The organism is Oryzisolibacter propanilivorax (genome assembly GCF_900103645.1).
Classification (GTDB): Bacteria; Pseudomonadota; Gammaproteobacteria; order Burkholderiales; family Burkholderiaceae_C; genus Melaminivora; species Melaminivora propanilivorax.
The window spans coordinates 44,903-64,921 of record NZ_FNHP01000011.1 but is presented as its reverse complement, the minus strand read 5'-3'; the positions used below and the strand labels follow the sequence as shown (position 1 = coordinate 64,921).

The 20,019-nt window shown below is 70.3% G+C and carries 20 protein-coding genes; 4 read left to right on the top strand and 16 right to left on the bottom strand.

Going from position 1 to position 20,019, the window contains the following annotated elements:
* The first annotated feature begins 81 nt into the window (after positions 1-81).
* The gene (locus tag BLQ61_RS15330) at positions 82-1,548 is read left to right on the top strand and encodes an aminotransferase-like domain-containing protein (RefSeq protein WP_091572264.1); all 1,467 of its coding nucleotides are present in this window, start codon (positions 82-84) and stop codon (positions 1,546-1,548) included.
* Positions 1,549-1,574: 26 nt separating this feature from the next.
* On the opposite strand, the gene BLQ61_RS15325 is transcribed toward BLQ61_RS15330, so the two are convergent.
* From BLQ61_RS15325 to flgB, 16 genes are all read right to left on the bottom strand, one after another.
* Positions 1,575-3,062, bottom strand: coding sequence for a nitronate monooxygenase (locus BLQ61_RS15325; RefSeq protein WP_091572261.1), 1,488 nt, complete (start codon positions 3,060-3,062; stop codon positions 1,575-1,577).
* 127 nt (positions 3,063-3,189) lie between these two features.
* Entirely contained in the window at positions 3,190-3,546 is a 357-nt protein-coding gene (locus tag BLQ61_RS15320) for a YrhK family protein (RefSeq protein ID WP_175488315.1), read from the bottom strand.
* A 289-nt stretch (positions 3,547-3,835) separates the two neighbouring features.
* Positions 3,836-5,065: an HDOD domain-containing protein gene (locus tag BLQ61_RS15315; protein WP_091572256.1), complete on the bottom strand. Its 1,230-nt coding sequence runs from the start codon at positions 5,063-5,065 to the stop codon at positions 3,836-3,838.
* Between the two features lie 75 nt (positions 5,066-5,140).
* Positions 5,141-6,478 (bottom strand): flagellar hook-associated protein FlgL, encoded by a 1,338-nt coding sequence (flgL, locus tag BLQ61_RS15310; RefSeq protein ID WP_091572253.1) that lies wholly within the window; start codon positions 6,476-6,478, stop codon positions 5,141-5,143.
* 34 nt (positions 6,479-6,512) lie between these two features.
* Positions 6,513-8,555 carry a flagellar hook-associated protein FlgK gene (gene flgK / locus BLQ61_RS15305; RefSeq protein WP_091572251.1) on the bottom strand — a complete coding sequence of 681 codons (2,043 nt, stop codon included), beginning with the start codon at positions 8,553-8,555 and terminating at the stop codon, positions 6,513-6,515.
* Positions 8,556-8,595: 40 nt separating this feature from the next.
* Positions 8,596-9,552: a flagellar assembly peptidoglycan hydrolase FlgJ gene (flgJ, locus tag BLQ61_RS15300; RefSeq protein ID WP_091572248.1), complete on the bottom strand. Its 957-nt coding sequence runs from the start codon at positions 9,550-9,552 to the stop codon at positions 8,596-8,598.
* 160 nt (positions 9,553-9,712) lie between these two features.
* Positions 9,713-10,840, bottom strand: a complete 1,128-nt coding sequence (locus tag BLQ61_RS15295) for a flagellar basal body P-ring protein FlgI (protein WP_091572246.1) — start codon at positions 10,838-10,840, stop codon at positions 9,713-9,715.
* A 167-nt stretch (positions 10,841-11,007) separates the two neighbouring features.
* The gene (locus BLQ61_RS15290; protein WP_245704095.1) at positions 11,008-12,075 is read right to left on the bottom strand and encodes a hypothetical protein; all 1,068 of its coding nucleotides are present in this window, start codon (positions 12,073-12,075) and stop codon (positions 11,008-11,010) included.
* Entirely contained in the window at positions 12,039-12,704 is a 666-nt protein-coding gene (locus BLQ61_RS15285) for a hypothetical protein (RefSeq protein ID WP_091572243.1), read from the bottom strand. Before BLQ61_RS15285 ends, BLQ61_RS15290 begins: the two co-directional genes overlap by 37 nt.
* A 37-nt stretch (positions 12,705-12,741) precedes the next feature.
* Positions 12,742-13,464, bottom strand: coding sequence for a flagellar basal body L-ring protein FlgH (locus tag BLQ61_RS15280; protein WP_091572241.1), 723 nt, complete (start codon positions 13,462-13,464; stop codon positions 12,742-12,744).
* Between the two features lie 34 nt (positions 13,465-13,498).
* Positions 13,499-14,281: a flagellar basal-body rod protein FlgG gene (gene flgG, locus BLQ61_RS15275; protein ID WP_091572238.1), complete on the bottom strand. Its 783-nt coding sequence runs from the start codon at positions 14,279-14,281 to the stop codon at positions 13,499-13,501.
* Between the two features lie 35 nt (positions 14,282-14,316).
* The gene (locus tag BLQ61_RS15270; RefSeq protein WP_091572236.1) at positions 14,317-15,054 is read right to left on the bottom strand and encodes a flagellar basal body rod protein FlgF; all 738 of its coding nucleotides are present in this window, start codon (positions 15,052-15,054) and stop codon (positions 14,317-14,319) included.
* A gap of 37 nt (positions 15,055-15,091) precedes the next feature.
* Positions 15,092-16,420 carry a flagellar hook protein FlgE gene (gene flgE, locus BLQ61_RS15265; RefSeq protein WP_091572233.1) on the bottom strand — a complete coding sequence of 443 codons (1,329 nt, stop codon included), beginning with the start codon at positions 16,418-16,420 and terminating at the stop codon, positions 15,092-15,094.
* 46 nt (positions 16,421-16,466) lie between these two features.
* Positions 16,467-17,120: a flagellar hook assembly protein FlgD gene (locus BLQ61_RS15260; protein WP_091572232.1), complete on the bottom strand. Its 654-nt coding sequence runs from the start codon at positions 17,118-17,120 to the stop codon at positions 16,467-16,469.
* Between the two features lie 2 nt (positions 17,121-17,122).
* Positions 17,123-17,527: a flagellar basal body rod protein FlgC gene (gene flgC / locus BLQ61_RS15255; protein WP_091572229.1), complete on the bottom strand. Its 405-nt coding sequence runs from the start codon at positions 17,525-17,527 to the stop codon at positions 17,123-17,125.
* A gap of 22 nt (positions 17,528-17,549) precedes the next feature.
* Positions 17,550-17,975 (bottom strand): flagellar basal body rod protein FlgB, encoded by a 426-nt coding sequence (gene flgB, locus BLQ61_RS15250; protein ID WP_091572226.1) that lies wholly within the window; start codon positions 17,973-17,975, stop codon positions 17,550-17,552.
* 224 nt (positions 17,976-18,199) lie between these two features.
* On the opposite strand from flgB, the gene flgA reads away from it, so the two are divergent.
* From flgA to BLQ61_RS15235, 3 genes are all read left to right on the top strand, one after another.
* Positions 18,200-18,946, top strand: coding sequence for a flagellar basal body P-ring formation chaperone FlgA (gene flgA, locus BLQ61_RS15245; RefSeq protein ID WP_091572224.1), 747 nt, complete (start codon positions 18,200-18,202; stop codon positions 18,944-18,946).
* Between the two features lie 89 nt (positions 18,947-19,035).
* Positions 19,036-19,389, top strand: a complete 354-nt coding sequence (gene flgM / locus BLQ61_RS15240) for a flagellar biosynthesis anti-sigma factor FlgM (RefSeq protein WP_091572221.1) — start codon at positions 19,036-19,038, stop codon at positions 19,387-19,389.
* A 38-nt stretch (positions 19,390-19,427) separates the two neighbouring features.
* The gene (locus tag BLQ61_RS15235) at positions 19,428-19,748 is read left to right on the top strand and encodes a hypothetical protein (RefSeq protein WP_091572218.1); all 321 of its coding nucleotides are present in this window, start codon (positions 19,428-19,430) and stop codon (positions 19,746-19,748) included.
* Positions 19,749-20,019: the final 271 nt, after the last annotated feature.

Sequence of the window (20,019 nt, the reverse complement as noted above, 5' to 3'; positions counted from 1 at the left end):
ACTGTAGGCATGCCGACCGCTACAGCAGCAGTACAGTGCCACCCACACGCACACGAACTGTATCGCTTGCCATACCGACACATGCTGACCCGCACGCCCGACCGCACCCTGGCCGACCAGCTGGCCGAGCGTTTCGCCGAGCGCATCCGCGCCCGGTTGCTGTCCGCCGGCGCGCGCCTGCCGTCGGTGCGCGAATGCGCGCGCCAGCAGGGCGTGAGCCCGCACACCGTGGTCGCCGCCTACGACAAGCTGCAGGCGCAGGGCCTGGTGCTGGCGCGGCGCCAGCGCGGCTTCTTCGTGCGCGATGTAGGGCAAAAAGTGGCCCAGGCCCATGTAAATAAAGGGCCTGCAGCTATGGTTTCGGGAGTGCGGGAGCTGCCCCCGGCGACGCTGCAGGAATCGCTGGGCGTGCGCGCCGCAGGCTCGCGCATCAACGCCATGGCGCTGATCCGCGGCATGTTCCACCAGCTGTCGGACCGGCCGCAGCCCGGCGCCGGCACCCTGCCACGTGCCTGGCTGGAGGAGGCGCGCTTCCTGCCCGCCGCGGTGCGCAAGGTGGCCGCCGGCGGCGCGCTGCGCCAGGCGTCGCTGAGCTACGGCGAGCCCATGGGCGACGCCCGGCTGCGCGCGGCGCTGGCGCAGCGCCTGGGGGACCTGCAGATCGCCGCCACGCCGCGCCAGATCATCACCACCCTGGGCGCCACCCAGGCGCTGGACATCGTCAGCCGCGCGCTGCTCAAGGCCGGCGACCCGGTGCTGGTGGAGGAGCCCGGCTGGAGCGTCGAGTTCGCCCGCCTGGACGCATTGGGAATGCGCGTGCTGCCCGTGCCGCGCGGCCCGCAAGGGCCGGACCTGGCCGTCATGGCGCGGCTGTGCGAACTGCACGCGCCCAAGCTGTTCGTCAGCGTCAGCGTGCTGCACAACCCCACCGGCTACAGCCTGTCGCCGGCCAGCGCGCACCGCGTCCTGCAGCTGGCGCAGCAGCACGATTTCTACATCGCCGAGGACGACACCTACGGCCACATCGCGCCCGAGCACGCCACGCGCCTGGCGGCGCTGGACGGCCTGCAGCGCACGCTCTACATCAGCGGTTTTGCCAAGATCCTGGCGCCCAACTGGCGCATCGGCTACCTGGCCGCGCCGCCGCACCTGGTCGAGCGGCTGCTGGACACGAAACTGCTGTCCTCGCTGACCACGCCGGCGCTGCTGGAGCAGGCGCTGGCGCTGTGCATCGAGCAGGGCCAGCTGCGCCGCCACGGCGAGCGCATCCGCGCCGCGCTGGACCGCGCCCGCGCGCGCAGCGTGCAGCTGGCGCTGGCGGCAGGCTGCCGCTTCGCCGCCGAGCCGGCCGGCATGTTCGGCTGGGTGGACACGGGCGTGGACACCGACGTGCTGGCCCAGCGCCTGATGGACGAGGGCTACCTGATCGCCCCGGGCGCGCTGTTCCACGCCACGCGCCAGCCGTGCACGCTGATGCGCATCAACTTCGGCACGACGCAGGAGCCGGCGTTCTGGCAGACCTGGAAGAAAGTGGTCAAAAGCGGCTGAGGCCCTTGCAAGTCAAGGGCCGGCAGCTATGCTTTTTGCGGCGCCTGCAGGCCCAGCGCGGCGTTCACGCGCGCCAGGTTGTCCTGGTGGCCCTGCAGCATCGCCTGCAGGTCGGCGCGCAGGTCTTCGTGCTCCGGCTCCAGCTCCTGCAGCAGCTCGCGCACGCGGCGCGCCACCCAGCCCTGGCCGCGGTTGAGCAGGGCCATGCGCTCGCGCAGGTCGGCCACCGCCATGGCCTTGCCGTAGAAATCGCCGGTGCGCGTGCCCGGCTGCGCGCCCAGGCGGCGCAGCGCGCGCAGCAGCACGCCGCACCAGTGCGCCTCGTCGTGCTGGATGGACTCAACCAGCGTGCGCAGCGGCGCGTCGCCCTGCGGCACGGCGCGGCCGGTCTCCAGCGCCACGCGCGCGCCGGCGCGCTCGGCCTCCAAAAGCTCCTGCAGCTGCGTGGCCAGGTGTTCGTCGCGCTGGCGCTGGAACTCGGGCGCGTAGCACACGGGGGAGGCGTATTCGACCGGCGTGTCGGGCTCCTGCAGCAGCCGCAGGTGCGCGGCGGCGTCCTGCGCCAGCTGCTGCACCAGATCGGCCGCGGGCACGATGGCGTTCACCCGGCCGACGCCGGTGCCGGCGTACAGCGCCATGTCGGCCAGCGCGCCGGTCATGGAGCGCAGCGGCGAGTCGGTGGAGAACCGGTAGATCGGCCGGCCCTCCTCGTCGCCGATGACGGTGCGCGCGCCGGCGTGCGGGTCGCCGCGCTCGCCGCGCGTGACCGGGCACTGCAGCACCCGCACCGGGCTGTGCGGCGGCCAGTTGATGTGGAAGTCCTCGGTCAGCACCGTGTCGCCGTCCTGCGCGGCCAGCAGCGCCTGCCGGTGCACGTCGTGCGCAAAGGACTCGGGCGTGGCGATGAAGGCCGTGCCCAGCACGGCCGCCTGCGCGCCCTGGTGCAGCACGCGCGCCACGTCGCGCCCATCGGCCAGCCCGCCGGCGGCGGCCACCGGCAGTTCGGTCAGGGCCAGGACCTCGGCCAGCACCTCATGCAGGGGCTGCGTGCCGTGCACGTGGCCGCCGGCCTCCACGCCCTGCACGATGAGTGCGTGCGCGCCGGCAGCCTGCGCGTCCAGCGCGTGCCGCGCCGAGCCCACCTGGTGCACCACCGTGACGCCGGCCCGGCGCAGGCGCGCCACCACGTCGGCGTGTACGTCCCAAAACAGGCCCACCACCGGCACCTGCAGGGCGATGCACAGGTCCACCTGCGCGGCCAGCAGGGCCGGGTCGGTGCCGGCCGGTATCAGGTTCACGCCGAAGCGCTGGTGCCCGGCGGCGCGCACGGCGGCCACCTCGCGCTCGATCAGCGCTAGCGGCTCGCGCACCATGCCCAGGAAGCCGAAGGCACCGGCGCCGCTCACGGCGGCCACCAGCTCGCTGCGCGCCACGCCGCCCATGCCCGCCAGCACGATGGGCAGGCGGCAGCCGAGCAGGTCGCACAGCGGGGTCGAGGGCAGGCGTGGGGGCATGGGGCGCTCCTGAAGGTCGGCATGAAACAGCAAGCGGATGACTATAGGCAAGCACGGCGCCGGCACCGGCACCAGGGTTTCTTGGCCTGAAGCGGCGCCGGGAGCGGGTGCGCGGCCCTCCAGGCCGTCAGGAAGGGGGATCTGCCTGCCGCTTGCGCTGCCTCTCGCGCCGCCGGGCCAGCTCGGCGGGCGACAGTTCGACGCCGCGCTCGGCCAGAGTGTCGGTATGGCCCATGCGGTACAGCGCCACTTCGCTCCACAGTCGCACTGCGGGCACGCTGCAAAACAGCACCGAGCCGCTGATGTACAGCCACGACGAGATGTCGTGCGGCGCGCGCAGCACGGCGATGACCGAGCCGGCCAGAAAGCACAGCGCGGCCAGGAACTGCACCGCACTGCGCAGCAGCTCGAAGCGCGCGAAGCGCTCGCGCGCGGCCTGTGTGCGGCTGCGGTTGGTCGGGGAAAACAGGTCGCCCAGTTGCATGCGGTTCGGCTCCTGGCGCCAGGCCCGGCGCCGCATCCGCCGGGTGCCTGGCGGCGGCCGCGCCCGGGCGGGCGTGTCGCCCGGCGCGGCTGTGGGAGCGCGGGCAGGGCAAATGGCCATCGTGCCGGCGTTTGGACAAGCCTGCAAGGCGCAGCTGCCGCAGGCCGCATACCGGCAGGACAAGGCGGGCACGACAGGCACCCGCTGCCTGCACCACTGCCCTGGTGCCCTCAGGTCGTGCAGCGCCGCGATCGCAGCCGCCGTCCGGCCGCGTCACGCCAGTGTCGCGTCAGGCGCGCGCCGGGCGCTCCACGCTCAGCTCGCTCAGCACCCGCAAGAGCGCGCGGTTGACGAACTCCAGCGGCACCTCGTGCGTCTCGCACAGCTGCACGATGGCGTGCGGGTCGCTGTCCTCCAGCGCGCAGGCCAGCTCCAGGCTGGGGGCATACGGGCCGGTGCGCAGCACCGCGGCCTCGTACACGCGCTCGGACAGCGGCACGCGCCGCAGCACGCTGCCCAGCGGCTCGCGCAGCAGCTCGTCGAGCTGCGAGAACAGCCCGCTCAGGTAGATCTCGCGGCGCAGCTCCTTGCCCTCGCCGGCGTCCAGCAGGTGCTCGGTGACGCGCGCGCGCAGCACCATGGTCTCGCGCACCGGGTTCAGGTCGGGCTCGGTGCTGGCGTGCGGCAGCTGCTCGGCCAGCCAGCGCGACAGGGTGCCGTAGCCCAGCACCACCAGGCCGCGGCGCAGCGAATCGACGCCGGTGCGCAGGCCCATGGCGGCGGAGTTGATGTGCGTGAGGAAGCGGTAGGCCAGCAGCGGGTCCTCGCTCAGGATGTCCTCGAAGCGGTCGATGGACTGCTCCTCGTCGATGGCCTTGAGCAGCTTCTGCACCACCTCGCGCGCCGGGCGCACGCCCTGGTGGCGCAGGCTGTGCAGCACGTCGTCCAGCGGCCAGCCGGCGACGGCCAGCGCGCCGCTCTGGTCCAGGCAGTGCGCCAGCAGCGCGCGGCTGGCCACGCCCTCGTACATCTGCCCGCGGATGACCGGGTTGCGCCGGCGCTGCGGCGGCGTGCTGTCAGCGCGCGCGGCCTGCAGCGCCTGCACCGCGTCGGCGGCGCTCAGCTGCAGCAGGCTGTTGTCGAACAGGCGCGCGGTGTCGGTGTCGGGCAGTGCGTCCAGCGCGCCCAGCCACACCAGGCGCAGGCCACGCGCGTGCGCGGCGCCGGCCAGCGCACGCAGCGAGGGCTCGGCCAGCCATTCGCCACGCACGGCGATCCAGGGCGCGCCGCGCGGCGCGTGCTCCAGCAGCTCGGCCAGCAGCAGCGGCGTGCGCGGGGTCAGCAAAATCGGCGGCGAGCCGGCGGTCCACAGCTCCTGCAGCGTGCGCAGCAGGTGCGTCGCATCCACGCGCGCCGTGCCTTCGGCGTGCAGATAAAGCTGCACGCCGGCCAAGCGCCGGGCGGCGTTCCACAGGGGGCGGTAACCCAGCACCAGGCTGCCGAGGACGGATTGGACCATGTGAGCAACGACGAGGAAGAGGGGGACGAACGGCGCCATTGTGGCGCGGCCGGCGCGCCTGCCGAGGCGCCGGCGTCAGCGCATGAAGTCCAGCAGCGTCATGCGCTGCACTTGGGCATAGGACTGCAGCGCCGCCTGGTAGCCGACGTTGGCGTTCTGGAAGTCGGAGATGCCTTGGACCATGTCCAGGTCCTCGGCACGCGAGCGGTCGCCTTCCAGCTGGATGGAGCGGGTTTCCTGGTCGCTGGCGATGCGGTCGGCGCGGTTGAGCAGCTCGCCGGCATAGCCGCGGATGTTGTGCAGGCGTTCCATGCCGATGTCCAGGTGCGCCAGCGCCTGGCTGACGGCCTGGGCGGCCAGGGTGCCGTCGGATGCGCCGCGCAGGTCGCTCACGACACGGTCGACCACGTCCATCATGCCGGTGCTGGGCTGCAGCGTGACGGTGTCTCCGTTGACAGGAGAGTAGTGGATGCTGCCATCCGGGTTTTTCGTGGGCGTGGCCTTGACGTTGAATTCCAGCGTTGCGCCTCCCGGGTCGGTGATGCTGATGGGGATGCTGGCGAGCTGGTCGGCCTTTAGGCCACTGATGGTCTGCGTCGCAGGGGCGGTGTAGCCTGGGTTGTTGCTGGTGATGGCATAAGAAATATCGTAGGTGCCGTCCCCGTTGTCGCTGACTGCTGAAAATTCGACCGTGTAGTTGTAGGGGGCGGAGGGAGGTGTGGCCTGTTGCAGCGATTGCGGATTCGTGACCTTGACGGTATCGGTGCCGAAGTTGCGCCCGCCCAGCGGGTTCGGAGGAGTAGCGGTGTTGGAGATCGACGCATTGAACACCGCGTCGCGCCGCACATCGAACATCAGCGCGTCATGCCCGTCCAGCGCCGTGGCGATGCTGGTGCCGCTGCTCGACGCTTGGCCCGGCAGGCCGTTGAAGGCATAGGCGGGGTTGCCGTTTTGCGGTCCGACGAAGGGCTGCAGCGCACTGCCCAGCGCCCCCAGCAGCGGCGCGCCGTTGGTGTCCTTGCGGTTGATGACCTCGGCCAGCTGTTCGCGCAGGCTCTGGATCTGGTTGGCGTAGGTCTTGCGGTCCTCGGGCTTGAGCGTGCCGTTGCCCGCGCCCACGATCAGCTGGCGCATCTCCTGCACCAGCCCCACGGCGTCGCCCAGGGTGGACTCGGCCAGCGCCATCGAGCCGCGCTGCACCTCCAGCTGGCGCTGCTCGGCCTGGATGCGGCTGATGCGCGTGAGCGCGCGTTCGGCCTGCGCGGCGGCGACCGGGTCGTCGCTGGCGCGCACCACGCGCTTGCCGGCGGTGAGGTTCTCCTGCAGGTCGGCCACGCTCTTTTGCCGCGCGGCCAAGTTGCGCAGGGCGCTGTCGTACATGTTGGCCGTGGCCACACGCTGGAAGGTGGTCATGCGGGCTCCTGGGAGGAATCAAGGAAAAAGGGCATCAGCGGCCCACGGTCTGCAGCAGGTTGTCGAAGATGGTCTGCGCCACCTGCAGCATCTTGGCCGACGCCTGGTAGGCCTGTTGGAACTGGATCAGCCGCGCGGCCTCCTCGTCCAGGTTCACGCCGGAGACGGCGGTGCGGCTGGCCTCCAGGTTGTTGGCGATGGAGCCGGACAGGTTGGCGGCGTACAGCGCGCTCTGCGTGCGCGTGCCCACCTGCGCCATCAGGCTGGCGTAGCCGTCGGACAGCGTGGCGTCGTCGAACATCTTCACGTCGCGCAGGGCCTGCAGGGCGCCGGCGTTGCCGGCGTTGCGGGTGTAGAGGTCGCCGTATTGCGGATCGAGGGCGTTGCCGACGGTGACGGTGTCGCCGTCCTTGGGCGTGCCTTGGAGGGTGAGGGACCAGCCGTCGATATGGATGGCCTGACCGGGGGTGTAGGCATAGGTGGGGCCGCTCATTTCGACGGGCGGCGTAGCGTTCATGTCCAGCGGAGGATTCGTGTTCCCAGCGAGAGTGAAAGTGCCATCGTCCGCGAAGGTAAGCACTACCCCTGCGGATGTCGCCGGAGGCGCCGGACTCGGCGGTGGCGTGACGCTGCCGCTCATCTCGACCTGCGACAGCGCTGGGTCCCAGCTCAGCCCGGTGGCCCGCAATCCGGCAAGCTGCAGCGTCCCGCCATTGGCTGTGCCCATGGCGGCATTGACCGGGTTGGCGGCGGCCAAGTCGCGCGGCGATGTCACCAGCATATGCATGTTGGTTGCAGCGCCAGCAAACGGCTTGAACAGCACGCGCTCGCCGTTGCTGCCTGCGTTGGTAAAGTCAAAGGTCAGGCCGTCAATTTGCTGTTCACGCAAGGCATCCAGATCAGCGAACGTCGCGGTCTTGCCATCAGACAGGCGCGTGACGACACCGGAGCCCGCGGGATCGCCAAAGCGCACTTCGTAATCCGACGCAGCGAACTGCGTCGGCGTGAACTTGCTGGAATCCGCAAAACTGATCTTGCCCTGTGCATTGCCGCCCGTCATCCCCGGAATATCCGCCGGCGTGGAAAACAGCGCCCCTCCTGCCTTGCCATCCAGCGTCACCCCCATCTTCTGCTGGTAGTTCAGCGTCGCCCCGATCGACAGCGCCATGCGCCCCAGCAGGTTGCGCCCTTCCGTCAGATCCTGGTTGGCAAAGCGCAGCAGCCCGGCGGTCTGCCCGCCGCCCAGCATGTCCTCGTTCAGCTCCACCGAGACCGAGGCGCCGCCCGCGCCCGAGGGCTGAAAGTACAGCGTCTGGCGCTGGCTGCCCGGAAACAGCTTGGACTCGCCCACCGCCAGCTGCGCCGCGTTGGCGCCCAGCACCAGCGCCTGGCTGCCGCCGACGAATACGCCCACGCTGCCGTCGTCGGCGGCGATCTGCGTGGTCTGCACGTGCTGGTTCAGCTCGCGGATCAGCTGGTCGCGCTGGTCCAACAGGTCATTCGGCGTCTGGCCGTTGCCCTTGACGCGGGCGATCTGCTCGTTCACGTCTGCGATGCTCACCGCCAGCTGGTTGATGCGCACCACGTCGGTCTTGAGCTGCTCGGCCACCGAATACTCGATCTGCTGCAGCTGCTCGGCCGACGAGCGCATGCGCGCGGCCATCTCGTCCATGCGCGTCAGCGTGACGGTGCGCGCGGTGATGTCGGTGGGCGCGGCGATCACGTCGCCCAGCGAGTTCAGCATGTCGGTGATGGCCGCGCCCAGGCCGCTCTTGCCGCCGCCGAACACGTCCTGCATCTGCGACACGCGCTCGGCGCGCGTGGCGTCGCCCGCCTGCGCGGCCTGCGCGGCCGCGGCCTGGCGCGTCAGCAGCTCGTTGTGGTTGCGCAGGATGGTGGTCACCTGCACGCCCTTGCCGATGTAGCCGGCGCCGGTGAACTGGCCCGGCACGGTCTCCATGACCACGCTCTGGCGCGAATAGCCGGCGGTGGCCACATTGGCGATGTTGTGCCCGGTGGTCTGCAGGGCCACTTGGTTGGCGAGAAGGGCGCGGGCGCCGACGTTCAAAAGGCTCATGGTCGTGATGCAGCGGAATGTGCGATGGCAACGGGGGCGCTCAGGCCTGCAGGCCCGGCACGGCCTGGCTGGCGACGGCGGACGGCGCGCGCGCCACGCCCTGCGTGCTCTGGATGGCGCGGCTCAGCTTGGCGGCGTACTGCGGGTCGGTGGCATAGCCGGCCTTTTGCAGCTCGGCCGCCCAGGCCTGGGCCGAGTGCGTCTTGGCCAGCGCCTTTTCATAGCGCGGGTTCTCGGTCATCAGGCGCGCATAGTCGCGGAACGACTCCTGGAACGAGTCATACGCGCGGAACTTGGCCGTGACCTTGCGCGCCTTGCCGTTGATGTATTCGGTGGTGGTGATCTCGGCGACCTTGCCGGTCCAGCTGCCGCCGGCCTTGATGCCGAACAGGTTGAAGGAGTTGCTGCCGTCCTTGTGGCGGATCTCGCTCCTGCCCCAGCCGGTCTCGTGCCCGGCCTGGCCAAGCATGAAGGCCGCTGGGATGCCGCTTTCGCGCGCCACGGCCTCGGCGGCGGCGCGGTGGCCCTGCACGAAGTCTTCCTTGCCGCGCGGCGAGGGCGCGCGCGGGTCGTCCGGGCGGCTGGCGGCCGCGGGTGCGCGCCGCTGCAGCGCGTCCAGGCGCAGCGTGGCGCCGGGCGCCAGTTCGGGCGCGTCGCCGGCGTCGCCGCCCAGCTGGCGCGCCAGCTGGCGCTGGATGGCGGCGGCCAGCCCGCCGGGGCGGCCGGACATCTGCACCGACAGCTGCTGGTCCATCAGGTCGCTGGCCAGGTTGCCCTCGCCGCCTTCCAACAGGCCGGACTTCATGGTCGCCTCGCGCATGCTCTTGATCAGTTCGCGCATGAACAGCGATTCGAGCTGTTTCGCGGCCTCGGCACTGGCGGCGCGCTGGCCCTCCTGGCCCTGCGCCGCCTGCGCCTTCAGGTTACCCAGCGAGCGGCCGTCCACCGCCAGCGCCTGGCGCGCAGTGCTTGCCGCGACGTTCGGAAGCAGGCTCATGTCGTCTCTCCCATGCGCGTTCGCCGAAGCGCGCGCAACCTTGTGCCAGCGCACGCCGTGGCTCCGGCATCGCCAGTCCACCAGCGTCGTCCCCCTGCCCGCAGCGCGCAGCGCTGCGAGAGCGGGGGGAAGCGGCGCAGCCGCGCAGGGGGGTGCTCCCTCATATGACCTCCAGTTCGGCATTCAGCGCCCCGGCGGCCTTGATGGCCTGCAGGATGGCCAGCAGGTCCTGCGGCGTCGCGCCCAGGGTGTTGAGGGCGCGCACCACGTCGGCCAGCTGCGGCGACGGCGGCACCTGCATGACCTGGCCGGCGTCGGCCTGGATGGCGATGTCGCTCTTTTGCGCCACCACCGTCTGCCCGCGCGACAGCGGGTTGGGCTGGCTGATGACCGGCGTGCTGCTGATGACGATCGACAGGTTGCCGTGCGCGATGGCGCAGGGGCCCAGCGTCACGGCCTGGTTCAGCACGATGGAGCCGGTGCGGGCGTTGATGACCACCTTGGCGGCGGGGGTCGAGTCGGGCAGCTGCAGCTCTTCGAGCTCGGCGATGAAGTTCACACGCGCGCCGGGGTCGAGGGGCGCGCGCACCTGCACCGTACGCCCGTCCAGGGCGGTGGCCGCGTCCTGGCCGACGCGGGCGTTGATGGCCAGCGCCACCTTGCGCGCCGCCTGGAAGTCCGAGGCGTTCAGCCCCAGCGTGATGCTGTCGCCGCCGTGCAGCGGCGTGGGCACGCTGCGCTCGACCTGCGCGCCCTCGGGGATGCGCCCGGCGCTCAGGTGGTTGACCTGCACCTTGGAGCCGCCGGCGGACGCGCCCGCGCCGCCCACCACCAAGTTGCCCTGCGCCAAGGCGTAGATCTCGCCGTCGGCGCCGCGCAGCGGCGTGGCGATCAGCGTGCCGCCCTTGAGCGACTTGGCGTTGCCGATGGAGGACACCGACACGTCGATGTGCTGGCCCGGCCGGGCGAACGCCGGCAGCTCGGCCGTCACCACCACCGTGGCCACGTTCTTCAGTTGCGGCACGCTGGCGCCGGGGGGCAGCGAGATGCCCATCTGCTGCAGGTAGTTGCTCATCGCCTGCGCGGTGATCGGCATCTGCGTGGACTGGTCGCCCGTGCCGTCCAGCCCCACCACCAGGCCATAGCCGGACAGCTGGTTGCTGCGCACGCCCTGCACGGCGGCGATCTCCTTGATGCGCAGCGCGTGCGCCGGCGCGCTGCATGCCAGCGCCAGCAGCGCCAGCCACACGGAGCGAAGCAGGTAACGGGGCAGGGACAGGGGTTTCATGCCCCGATTGTCCCGGCGGCCTGCAACGGGCCATGCGCTGAAAAGCGGGCGGAAACGGGGCCTGATCGGCAATCCGGCGCTGCACGGCGCTGGTTCGATGCGCAGCGCCGGGTCTCAGGTCAAAACGGCCTCCAGCCCCTATGTTTCATCGGCTTGCAGCTATGGTTTCAGGAGCGATCGGACCGGCCCGCACTGGCACGCCGCACGCCCGGCACGGGCGCCGAATGGCGCACGCAGTAGTAGCTGCCGTTGGGCACGCTGCCCAAGTGATTCTCGCGCAGCGCGCCGGCGCCGGCCGCGGCCGTGGCCGTGTCGTACAGGCCGGACTGCACGTGATATGCGCCGGCCGGGCGCAGCGCCACGCCGCCGGCGTGAAAGCCCGCCGCCTCGGCCGCCTGCAGCTCGGCGGCGGTGGGCAGCTGCGCGCCCTGCGCCTGGCACCAGGCCTGCGCTGCGTCGCGCGAGACCAGCTGGTCGGCATGCCCCGGCGCGGCCGGCAGCCACTGCACGCCCGGCAGCGGCGCGCGCGGCGCGGCGAAGCGGGTGCCCTCGAAATAGTCGAACAGCTCGCGCGCCAGCGCATCGGCCACCTTGGTGACCGGCGCGGTGACGGAAAAGCTCTGCGAGGCGCCGGTCCTGAGCTTCACCAGCGTCGCCGAAGCCTGCACCAGGCTGCCTTCCAGCCGGGTGTAGGTGATGTAGGCTGCCAGCTGGATGCGCGCGGCCTTGGCCTTCAGCTCCGCCGGCGGCGTGGGGTTCTGCAGATCTTCCGGCGTGAGGTCGGCGAAGTCGAAGCGCAGCTTCGGACGGGCCAGGCGCGCATCGCGCGCCAGCCGGTCGAGTTCGGCGATCAGCTGCGTGTTCACGCTGCGCCCGAGCTGCGCCATGGCGCGGCGCTCGTGGTGCGCCTGCAGGCGGTCCACCGCCTGCAGCGCCGCCGTCACCTTGGCCGGATCGGCCTTGTCGGCGTGCAGGTCGCCGAACAGCTTGCGGTCGGCCTCGTAGTCGGCCAGGTCGGCGGCGCGGATGACCGGGATGTTGGGCCAGACGGTGAAGGGCTGGGCGGGCGGGTCGCGGAAATCCTGCGCATGTGCCGGCAGGACCAAGCACAGCAGCAGAAGCAGCAGCCCGAGCGGCCAGAGCCGAGCAGACGGCGCTGGCGCGGCCTGAGAAGCCAGGCGCCGCCCGGACCCGCAGCTCAATTGCACGTCGTCGGGGGCGTCGTGCCAGTCCATGGCTTGCCCACCATGAAGGTGGCCGTATCCCAGGCTTTCCAGGTGGCAGGGTCGCCAAACTTCACGCTGGCGCTGTCGGCGACGATGGCGCTGACCATCCAGACGCCTTCTTCCAACCCTTCCAGCGCCAGCTCGCCGCCGAGCAAGGCCTCGTTCTTGAGCCCGCCCAGGTAGTTCGCCGCGGCGGTGTATGTCTGCGTGGCTGCAACCGGATTGGGTGGCACGTCGGGGGAAGGCGGGGCGGGATCGGGGTCGTCCAGCGCGGCCACGGTAGGGTACATCCGCATCACCGGGCCGATCGCGTTGGACTGCTGGCGTGCCAGCGTGAAGAAAACCCCACCCGGGCTGCGAAACAGCACGTAGGTGTCCAGGATGGGCGAGGTGCTGTCCTTGCCAGCGTCGTACTTCAGCGTGAACAGCAGCTGATCCTTACCGCTGTTGCACGGCGTGAAGCGCGTCGCAGTCGGCTGGCCCTTGAGCTTGGCGTTGGCTTCGCCCGCCGAGTTCTTGGGCACACTGACGGCGATACTGGCGCTGTAGGCATAAGGCAGTGGCGTGGTGCCAGCGGCCAGCGCGCTTGCGCATCCCAGGACTGTGCTGGCGGCCAACACGATGATGCGACGTTGCATAGGGAAATCCTCCTTTTTGTAACTTTTTGATTCTCGCTCAGAACGGCGACACCGCATTGAATGCCCTGGCCAGCCAGCCCACGGCCTGCGCCTCGGCCTGGTCGCCCAGCCCGCGCGAGACCACGCGCAGGTTGGCCACATAGCGCGAATCGATCACGCTGCCGGCATGCCCGCCCGCGCCGCGGCGCAGGTTGCGCGGGTCGACGATGCCGGAAAAGCGCAGCACGTCCACGCTGCGGTTCACGCCGACCTGCTTCTCGCCGGTGATGACCAGGTGGCCGTTGGGCAGAACCTCGGTGACGACGGCGGTGATCGAGCTTTCGAACTCGTTGTTGCTCGACGTGTCGCCGCTGCCCTTGAAGTTGCTGCCGTACTCGGCGCCGATCTTCGAGTGGTCGGCGATCTTGCCCACCAACTTGCTTGGCAGGATGGGCAGGCCGGTGATGCCGCCCTCGGCACCGGACTTGCGGTCCACGTTGGATTTGCTGCCTTGGCGGGCGTCGATCTTTTCCTGGATGGCGATGGTCACCAGGTCGCCCACGTAGCGCGCGCGCGGGTCCTCGAAGCCGGGGCGGTAGCTTCCGGCGTGGAACAGGCTGCCGGTCGGACGCGCGCCCATCAGCGCCGGGTTGGCGGGGGCCTCGACGATGGGCAGCTGCGTGGGCAGCACGTCCACCGGCGGGGGCGGGTTGACGCTGGCGCAGCCCACGGCCAGCAGGGCGGTGGCGGCGCAGGCCATCAGGCGCAATACGGCGTGCATGGCGGGTTTCCTTGGCAAGAAAAGAGAACGGCGCTCACAGCTGCGCCAGCTTGGCCAGCATCTGGTCGCTGGTCTGGATGGCCTTGGAGTTCATCTCGTAGGCGCGCTGGGTCTGGATCATCCCGACCAGTTCCTCGACCACGTTGACGTTGGAGTTCTCCAGGAAGCCCTGCTTGATGATGCCCAGCCCGTTGGTGCCGGGCTGGCCCTGCTGCGGCGCGCCGGAGGCGGCGGACTCGCGGTACAGGTTCTGCCCGACCGGCTCCAGGCCGGCGGCGTTGATGAAACTGGACATGGCCAGCTGGCCGACCTGCTGCGGCGTCGGGTTGCCGGCGGTGGTCACGCTGACCTGGCCGGACTCGCTGATGCTGATGCTCTTGGCGTCGGCGGGAATGGTCACGCCCGGGGCGATGGGCAGGCCGGCGTTGGTCACCACGCGGCCCTGCGAATCAAGCTTGAAAGAGCCGTCGCGCGTGTAGCCGGTGGTGCCGTCGGGCAGCTGCACCTCGAAGAAGCCATTGCCGTCGATGGCCACGTCCAGGTTGTTGCCCGACTGCTGCAGGCTGCCCTGGGTGAAGTTGCGGCTGGTGGCGACCACGTTCACGCCCAGGCCCAGGTGCATGCCGGTGGGCAGCTGGCTGTCCTCGTTGGTCTGGCTGCCGACCTGGCGCAGGTTCTGGTAGATCAAATCCTGGAACATGGCGCTGTTGCGCTTGTAGCCAGTGGTCGAGACGTTGGACAGGTTGTGCGAGATCACGTCCAGCTGCGTTTGCTGGGCGGTCATGCCGGTCTTGGCGATCCACAGGGAATTCATCATGGCGGGGGCTCCTCAGGTCGGGTTCGGCCGTTCGTTCAATTCAGGCTCAGCAGCTGGCCGGCGCTCTTGTCGCTGCTCTCGGCGGTGGACAGCAGGCGCATCTGCTGCTCGAACTGGCGTGCGGCGGCGATCATCCCGACCATGCACTCCACCGGATTGACGTTCGAGCCCTCCAGCACGCCCGGGCGCAGGCGCGCGTTCGGGTCGGCCGGCAGCGGCTCGCCGCTGGCGGTGCGAAACGCGCCGTCGTCGCCGCGCTGCAGGGGGTCCTGAGCGCCGGGGGTGGCCAGCTTGAGCCGGCCCAGCGCCTGCGGCGGCTGGCCGCTCGTGCGCGCGGTGACGGTGCCGTCGTGGCCCAGCACCACCTCGGCGCCCTGCGGCACGTCGATGGGTGCACCGCCGTCGGACAGCACGGCCTGGCCGTTCGGGGTGACCAGCTGGCCGGTGGTGGAGACCTCGAAGTGTCCGGCGCGGGTGTAGGTCTCCAGTCCGTCCAGGCCCTGCACGGCGAACCAGGCGTTGCCCTCGGCCATGGCGTCCAGCGCCCGGCCGGTGGTCTGCGCCGGGCCGGCGGTCTCGACATGGCCGCTGGTCGCCTCCAGCGCGAACACGCGGGTGGTTGCGCCGCTGCCCTGCAGCGGCACCGAGCGGAAGTTGGACATCTCGGCGCGGAAGCCCGCCGTGGAGGCGTTGGCCAGGTTGTTGGCCAGCACCGCCTGGCGCTGTGCGGCGGCGCTGGCGCCGGTCATGGAGGTGTAGATGATGCGGTCCATGGCGGAACTCCGGTCGTCTCAGGCGGTCAGGGCGGTATCAGCGCAGGTTCACCAGGGTGGACAGCACCTGGTCCTGGGTCTTGATGGTCTGCGCGTTGGCCTGGTAGGCGCGCTGGGCGGTCATCATGTTGACCAGCTCGGCGGTGAGGTCGACGTTGGAGTCTTCCAGCGCGCCGGAGCGCAGCGAGCCGAAGTTGCCCTCGCCGGCACTGCCCATCACGGCCGGGCCGGAAGAGGCGGTGGCGACCCAGTTGTTGCCGTCCAGCGCCGTCAGGCCCTGGGTGTTGCGAAAGGACGCCAGCGTCAGCTGTCCCTCGGCGCGTGAAACCCCGTTGGAGTAGCGCGCCATGATCTTGCCGTCGTCGGCGATGCTCACGCCGGTGAGCGAGCCCGAGGCGTAGCCGCTTTGCGTCAGGTCGGAGACGGCGAACTTGGTGCCGAACTGGGTAACCGCCGACAGGTCCAGGAAGACGCCCGCTTCGGTCACGCTGGGATGGTTCATGGGGTCCGTCTGGTTGTCCAGCGGATCGGTCACGTTGGGATTGTTGGTAGGCACCACATCGGATAGGTAAAAGCCCGCAGTGTCGACAGCGGTGTAGGGGTGCTGCGCCGTCGGCCCGGTAATCTTGCCCGAGTCATCAAAGCTGATGGTGAACGGCGGCGAGCCAGTGGGTTGGGAGGTCTCGTCCAGCGTCGTGTACACGCCCCACTCGTTGGCATTGGCGGTCTTCATGAAATACAGCGTCACCGGCGTGGCCACGCCCTGGCTGTCATAGACGTTCACCGAGGTGCCGTAAGTGGCGCGCGGCGTGGCAGGGATAGGCGGCGTTGCGGTCGGATTGCCAGCAGCGTCCTTGGCGCGGGCGTCCAGGTTGAACGACGCATTGATCAGGCGCGTTTCCTTGGCGGCAATAGGTGTCCCGGTAGGTAGCTGCATCGGCACTGCATCTGCTCCGCGCATCGCCTCACCCGTCATCGGATTCACCGGCACCCCCATCACGCGCGCACCACCGTTGGTGATGATGTGCCCGGCGTCGTCCATCTTGAAATTGCCCGCGCGGGTATAGGCCGGCGTGCCATCGGGCATCTGCAGCGTGAAGAAGCCGTTGCCGTTGATGGCCACGTCCAAGCTGTTGCCGGTGACCGTGAGGCTGCCCTGATCGAACTGCTGGGCGATGGCCGCGGTCTCCACGCCGATGCCGACGTTGCTGCCGCCCGAGGTACCGATGGCCGACGCCACCATGGCCGCGAACTCGGTGCGCGAGGCCTTGAAGCCGGTGGTGTTGGAGTTGGCGATGTTGTGGCCGATGACGTCCAGGTTCTTGGACGAGGCGTTCAGGCCCGACAGGCCTTGCTGAAATCCCATGGTGTGCTCCTGCTGCGTGGATGGGAAAGTTGGATGCGCTGCCCGCTCAGAGCACGCCGCGCACGTTGGCGTAATTCACGGTTTCGCCGCCGCCCAGGGTCAGCGTGAACTGGCCGTTGGCCGAGCCGGTGGCGACCACCTGCGACTGCATGAGCGGCGTGGCCGCCACGGCGCTGTCCTTGCTGCTGGCAGTGACGCGAAAGCGCAGGTCGGACGTGTCTCCGCTGTACTTGCTGGCGTCCCACTGGAAGTCGTGCCGGCCCTTGTCCTGCGCGCCCAGCGCCAGCGTGTCCACCACCAGCCCGCCGGGGGTGACAACCTCGACCTTGACGTCGGTGGCGGCGCCGGCCAGCTCGAAGGCGCCGCTGCCCTCGCCCTGGTCACTGACCGCCAACCGGTCGCCCTCGGTCAGCACCGAGCGGCCGATCATGGAAATGCCCTGGATCTGCTGCATGGTGGCGAACTGCTCGGCCATGGTCTGCATCGTCAGGTTCAGCGTCTGGATGCCGGTGACGGTGTTGATCTGCGCCATCTGCGTGGTCATCTGCGCGTTGTCCAGGGGGTTCATCGGGTCCTGGTTGTTCAGCTGCGCGACCAGCAGCTTCAGGAACCGGTCCTGCATCGCGGCCGGGTCGTTGCTGGCGTTGGCCGAGGGGCCTTCGTGGACGGTGGCCGTGGAGCCGACTGGATTGAGGATCATGGTCACTGCCCCATCTGCAGGGTTTTCAGCAGCAGCGTCTTGGCCGTGTTCATGACCTCGACGTTGTTTTGGTAGGAGCGCGAGGCGGAGATCATGTTGACCATCTCCTCCACCGCGTTGACGTTGGAATGCGTCACGTAGCCGTCGGCGTCGGCCAGCGGGTTGGCCGGGTCGTGCACGCGCCGCCCGGGCAGCTCGCTTTCCTGGATGGACGAGACGCGTACGCCGGCCGCGCCCTCGCCGCCCATGGGCGCGGTCTGGAAGACCACCTGGCGCGACTTGTAGGCCTGGCCGTCCGGGCCGGCCACGGCGTCCACGTTGGCCAGGTTGCTGGCCACGACGTTCAGGCGCTGCGACTGCGCGCTGATGGCGCTGCCCGAGACGTTGAAAATGGAGAACATCGACATGGCAGTTGCAGTTCCTTAAGGCTTACTGGCCCTGGATGGCGCTGAGCATGGTCTTGGCGTTGCCGTTGATGAAGCGCAGCGTGGCCTCGTAGCGCACGGCGTTGTCCACGAAGGCGGCGCGCTCGCGGTCCATGTCCACGCTGTTCTGGTCCAGGCTGGGCTGCGACTGGCGGGAATAGGCCAGCGTGCTGGTGGCGCTGCCCAGCTCGCCCACAACGGGCAGCGGGATGTGGCGCGCATCGCTGGTGCTGGCCTGGCGCAGCGCGCTGGCGCTGCCCGACTGCTGCTCGGTCACCGCGCGCATGGCATCGGCGAACTTGAAGTCGCGCGCCACGTAGCCGGGCGTGTCGGCATTGGCGATGTTGCTGGCGATGGTGCGCTGGCGCTCGGCGCGCAGCAGCAGGGCGCTGCCGTGCAGGTCCAGTCGCTGGGTGAGCTTGTCGAGCATGGGCGGAAACAGTCGGTTGGGTGGTGGGGTGCCCCAGGGCGCAGACGGCCTGGGGGCGTGCAGCGATTGTGGGCAGCGGCGGTTTTCTCGAAGGCGCGAAGAACGCAGCCTTTGGCCTGTTGTTCGCGCCATGCGCGCCGGGCGCCGCGCCTACAGTGCGAGGGGTGAAAAAACCCTGGCCGCGCACCTTTGCCCTGTGCGGCCCGCGCTGCCCAGGAGCCGCCATGCCCGCCTCGACCCCCGTCCTTTCCCTGTTCAAGCGCCGCCTGCTGCCCGGCCTGGCCCTGGCCTGCGCCGCGGTGGCCGCCTCGGCCCAGCCGACCGCGGCGCCGGCCGGTGATGCGCTGGGCGAGCAGGCGCAGCGCTGGGTGGACGACGCGCTGGCCCAGGCCCAGGCGGGCGGCGCCATGCCGCTGCGCATGGAGGTCGAGGTCGGCCGGCTCGACCCGCGCCTGCGCCTGGCGCCCTGCGAGCGGGTCGAGCCGTACCTGCCCGCCGGCACGCGCCTGTGGGGCCGCACCCGGCTGGGGCTGCGCTGCGTGCAGGGCGAGACGCGCTGGAACGTCTTTCTGCCGCTCACGGTGAAGGCCTTCGGGCCGGCGTGGGTGCTGGCCGGCCAGGTGGCCGCGGGCGCCACGCTGTCCGAGGCCGACGCCATCCAGGCCGAGGTGGACTGGGCGGCCGAGCACGCTGCCGTCATCGCCCAGCCGGGCGCCTGGGTCGGCCAGACCGCCACCCGCACCCTGGTGCCGGGGCAGGCGCTGCGCCAGGGCATGGTGCGCGCGCCCGAGCTGTTCAAGGCCGGCACGCCGGTGAAGGTGCTGGTGCAAGGGCCGGGCTACGCCGTGACCTCGTCGGGGCAGGCGCTGACAGCGGGCGCGGTGGGGCAAAATGTGCGCATCCGCATGACCAATGGCCGAATCGTGGGGGGTACTGTGTCCGAGGATGGGACGGTGCAGGCGGCGTTGTGACGTTTTCTTGCATCCTTCGGCCTCAAGTTGGCGGCACGATGGTCGAATAAGCCACCACTGGCCCCATCCTCGGGGTGGTGGAGAGTGCGATGAAGATCACAGGCAACAACCCGGAACTGACGAACGCGCGTTCGGCGCAAGCCACGGCTGCCCGCCAGCAGGGCAAGGCCGCCGCACCCGCGCCCGCCGCCGAGGCCGCCGCGCAGGGCGCGACGCGGCTGGCCACCGGCGGCGCTGCTGCCGCCGGCGTGCCGGTCACCCTGTCCAGCGCCGCGCGCGGCGTGGAAGGCAGCCGCGGCACGGGCGACTTCGACGCCGCCAAGGTCAAGGCCGTGAAGGCCGCCATCGAGAACGGCACCTTCCGCGTCGATGCCGAAGCCGTGGCCGACAAGCTGCTGGCCAACGCCTACGAGACGCTGTCGCGCTCGTCGTCCCAGGGCTGAGCTGACGCGGCCGCCGCGTCCTGCCCTAGACTGCCGCCATGGCCGAGCAGGACCTCCTTTCTTCCATCGAAGCGCAGCTGCAGGAATTGCAGGCTGCGCTGCTTGCTTCCAACCCCGTGAGTTTCGAGCAGGCCGCAGCCGCCCTGCGCCAAGCCGCCGCCGCCCTGGCCGCCGCCCCGGTGCGCGACCCGGAGCGCATCCAGGCCCTGGCCCGGCAGCTCACCCAGGTGCGCGACCAGCTCGCCCGCGTGCTGGCCCTGACCCAGCAGCAGGCCGCCACGCTGCTGCCGCCGCTGGACCCCGTGACCTACGGCAGCGCCCCCAGCAACGCCCCGCGCATCTACCGCGCACCGGGCTGAATGCTATCTGATTTGTAGCTGGAAGCCTGTGCGTTTAAAGGGCTGGGGGCACTTTTGACGTAAAAAAGCCGGGCAACAGTGCCCGGCTAGTGCCCCGCGCTAAAACGCGCTGAAGTGTCCGTAACGACCCGTGCCGTCCAAAACCGGCGCGCCCCCAACACCAGCAGACGCCGTGGATCTGGCTTCGCCAGTCCACCAGCGTCGTCCCCCTTCCCAGCGCGCGCAGCGCGCGCCAGAGAAGGGGGAAAGCGGCGCAGCCGCTCAGGGGGTT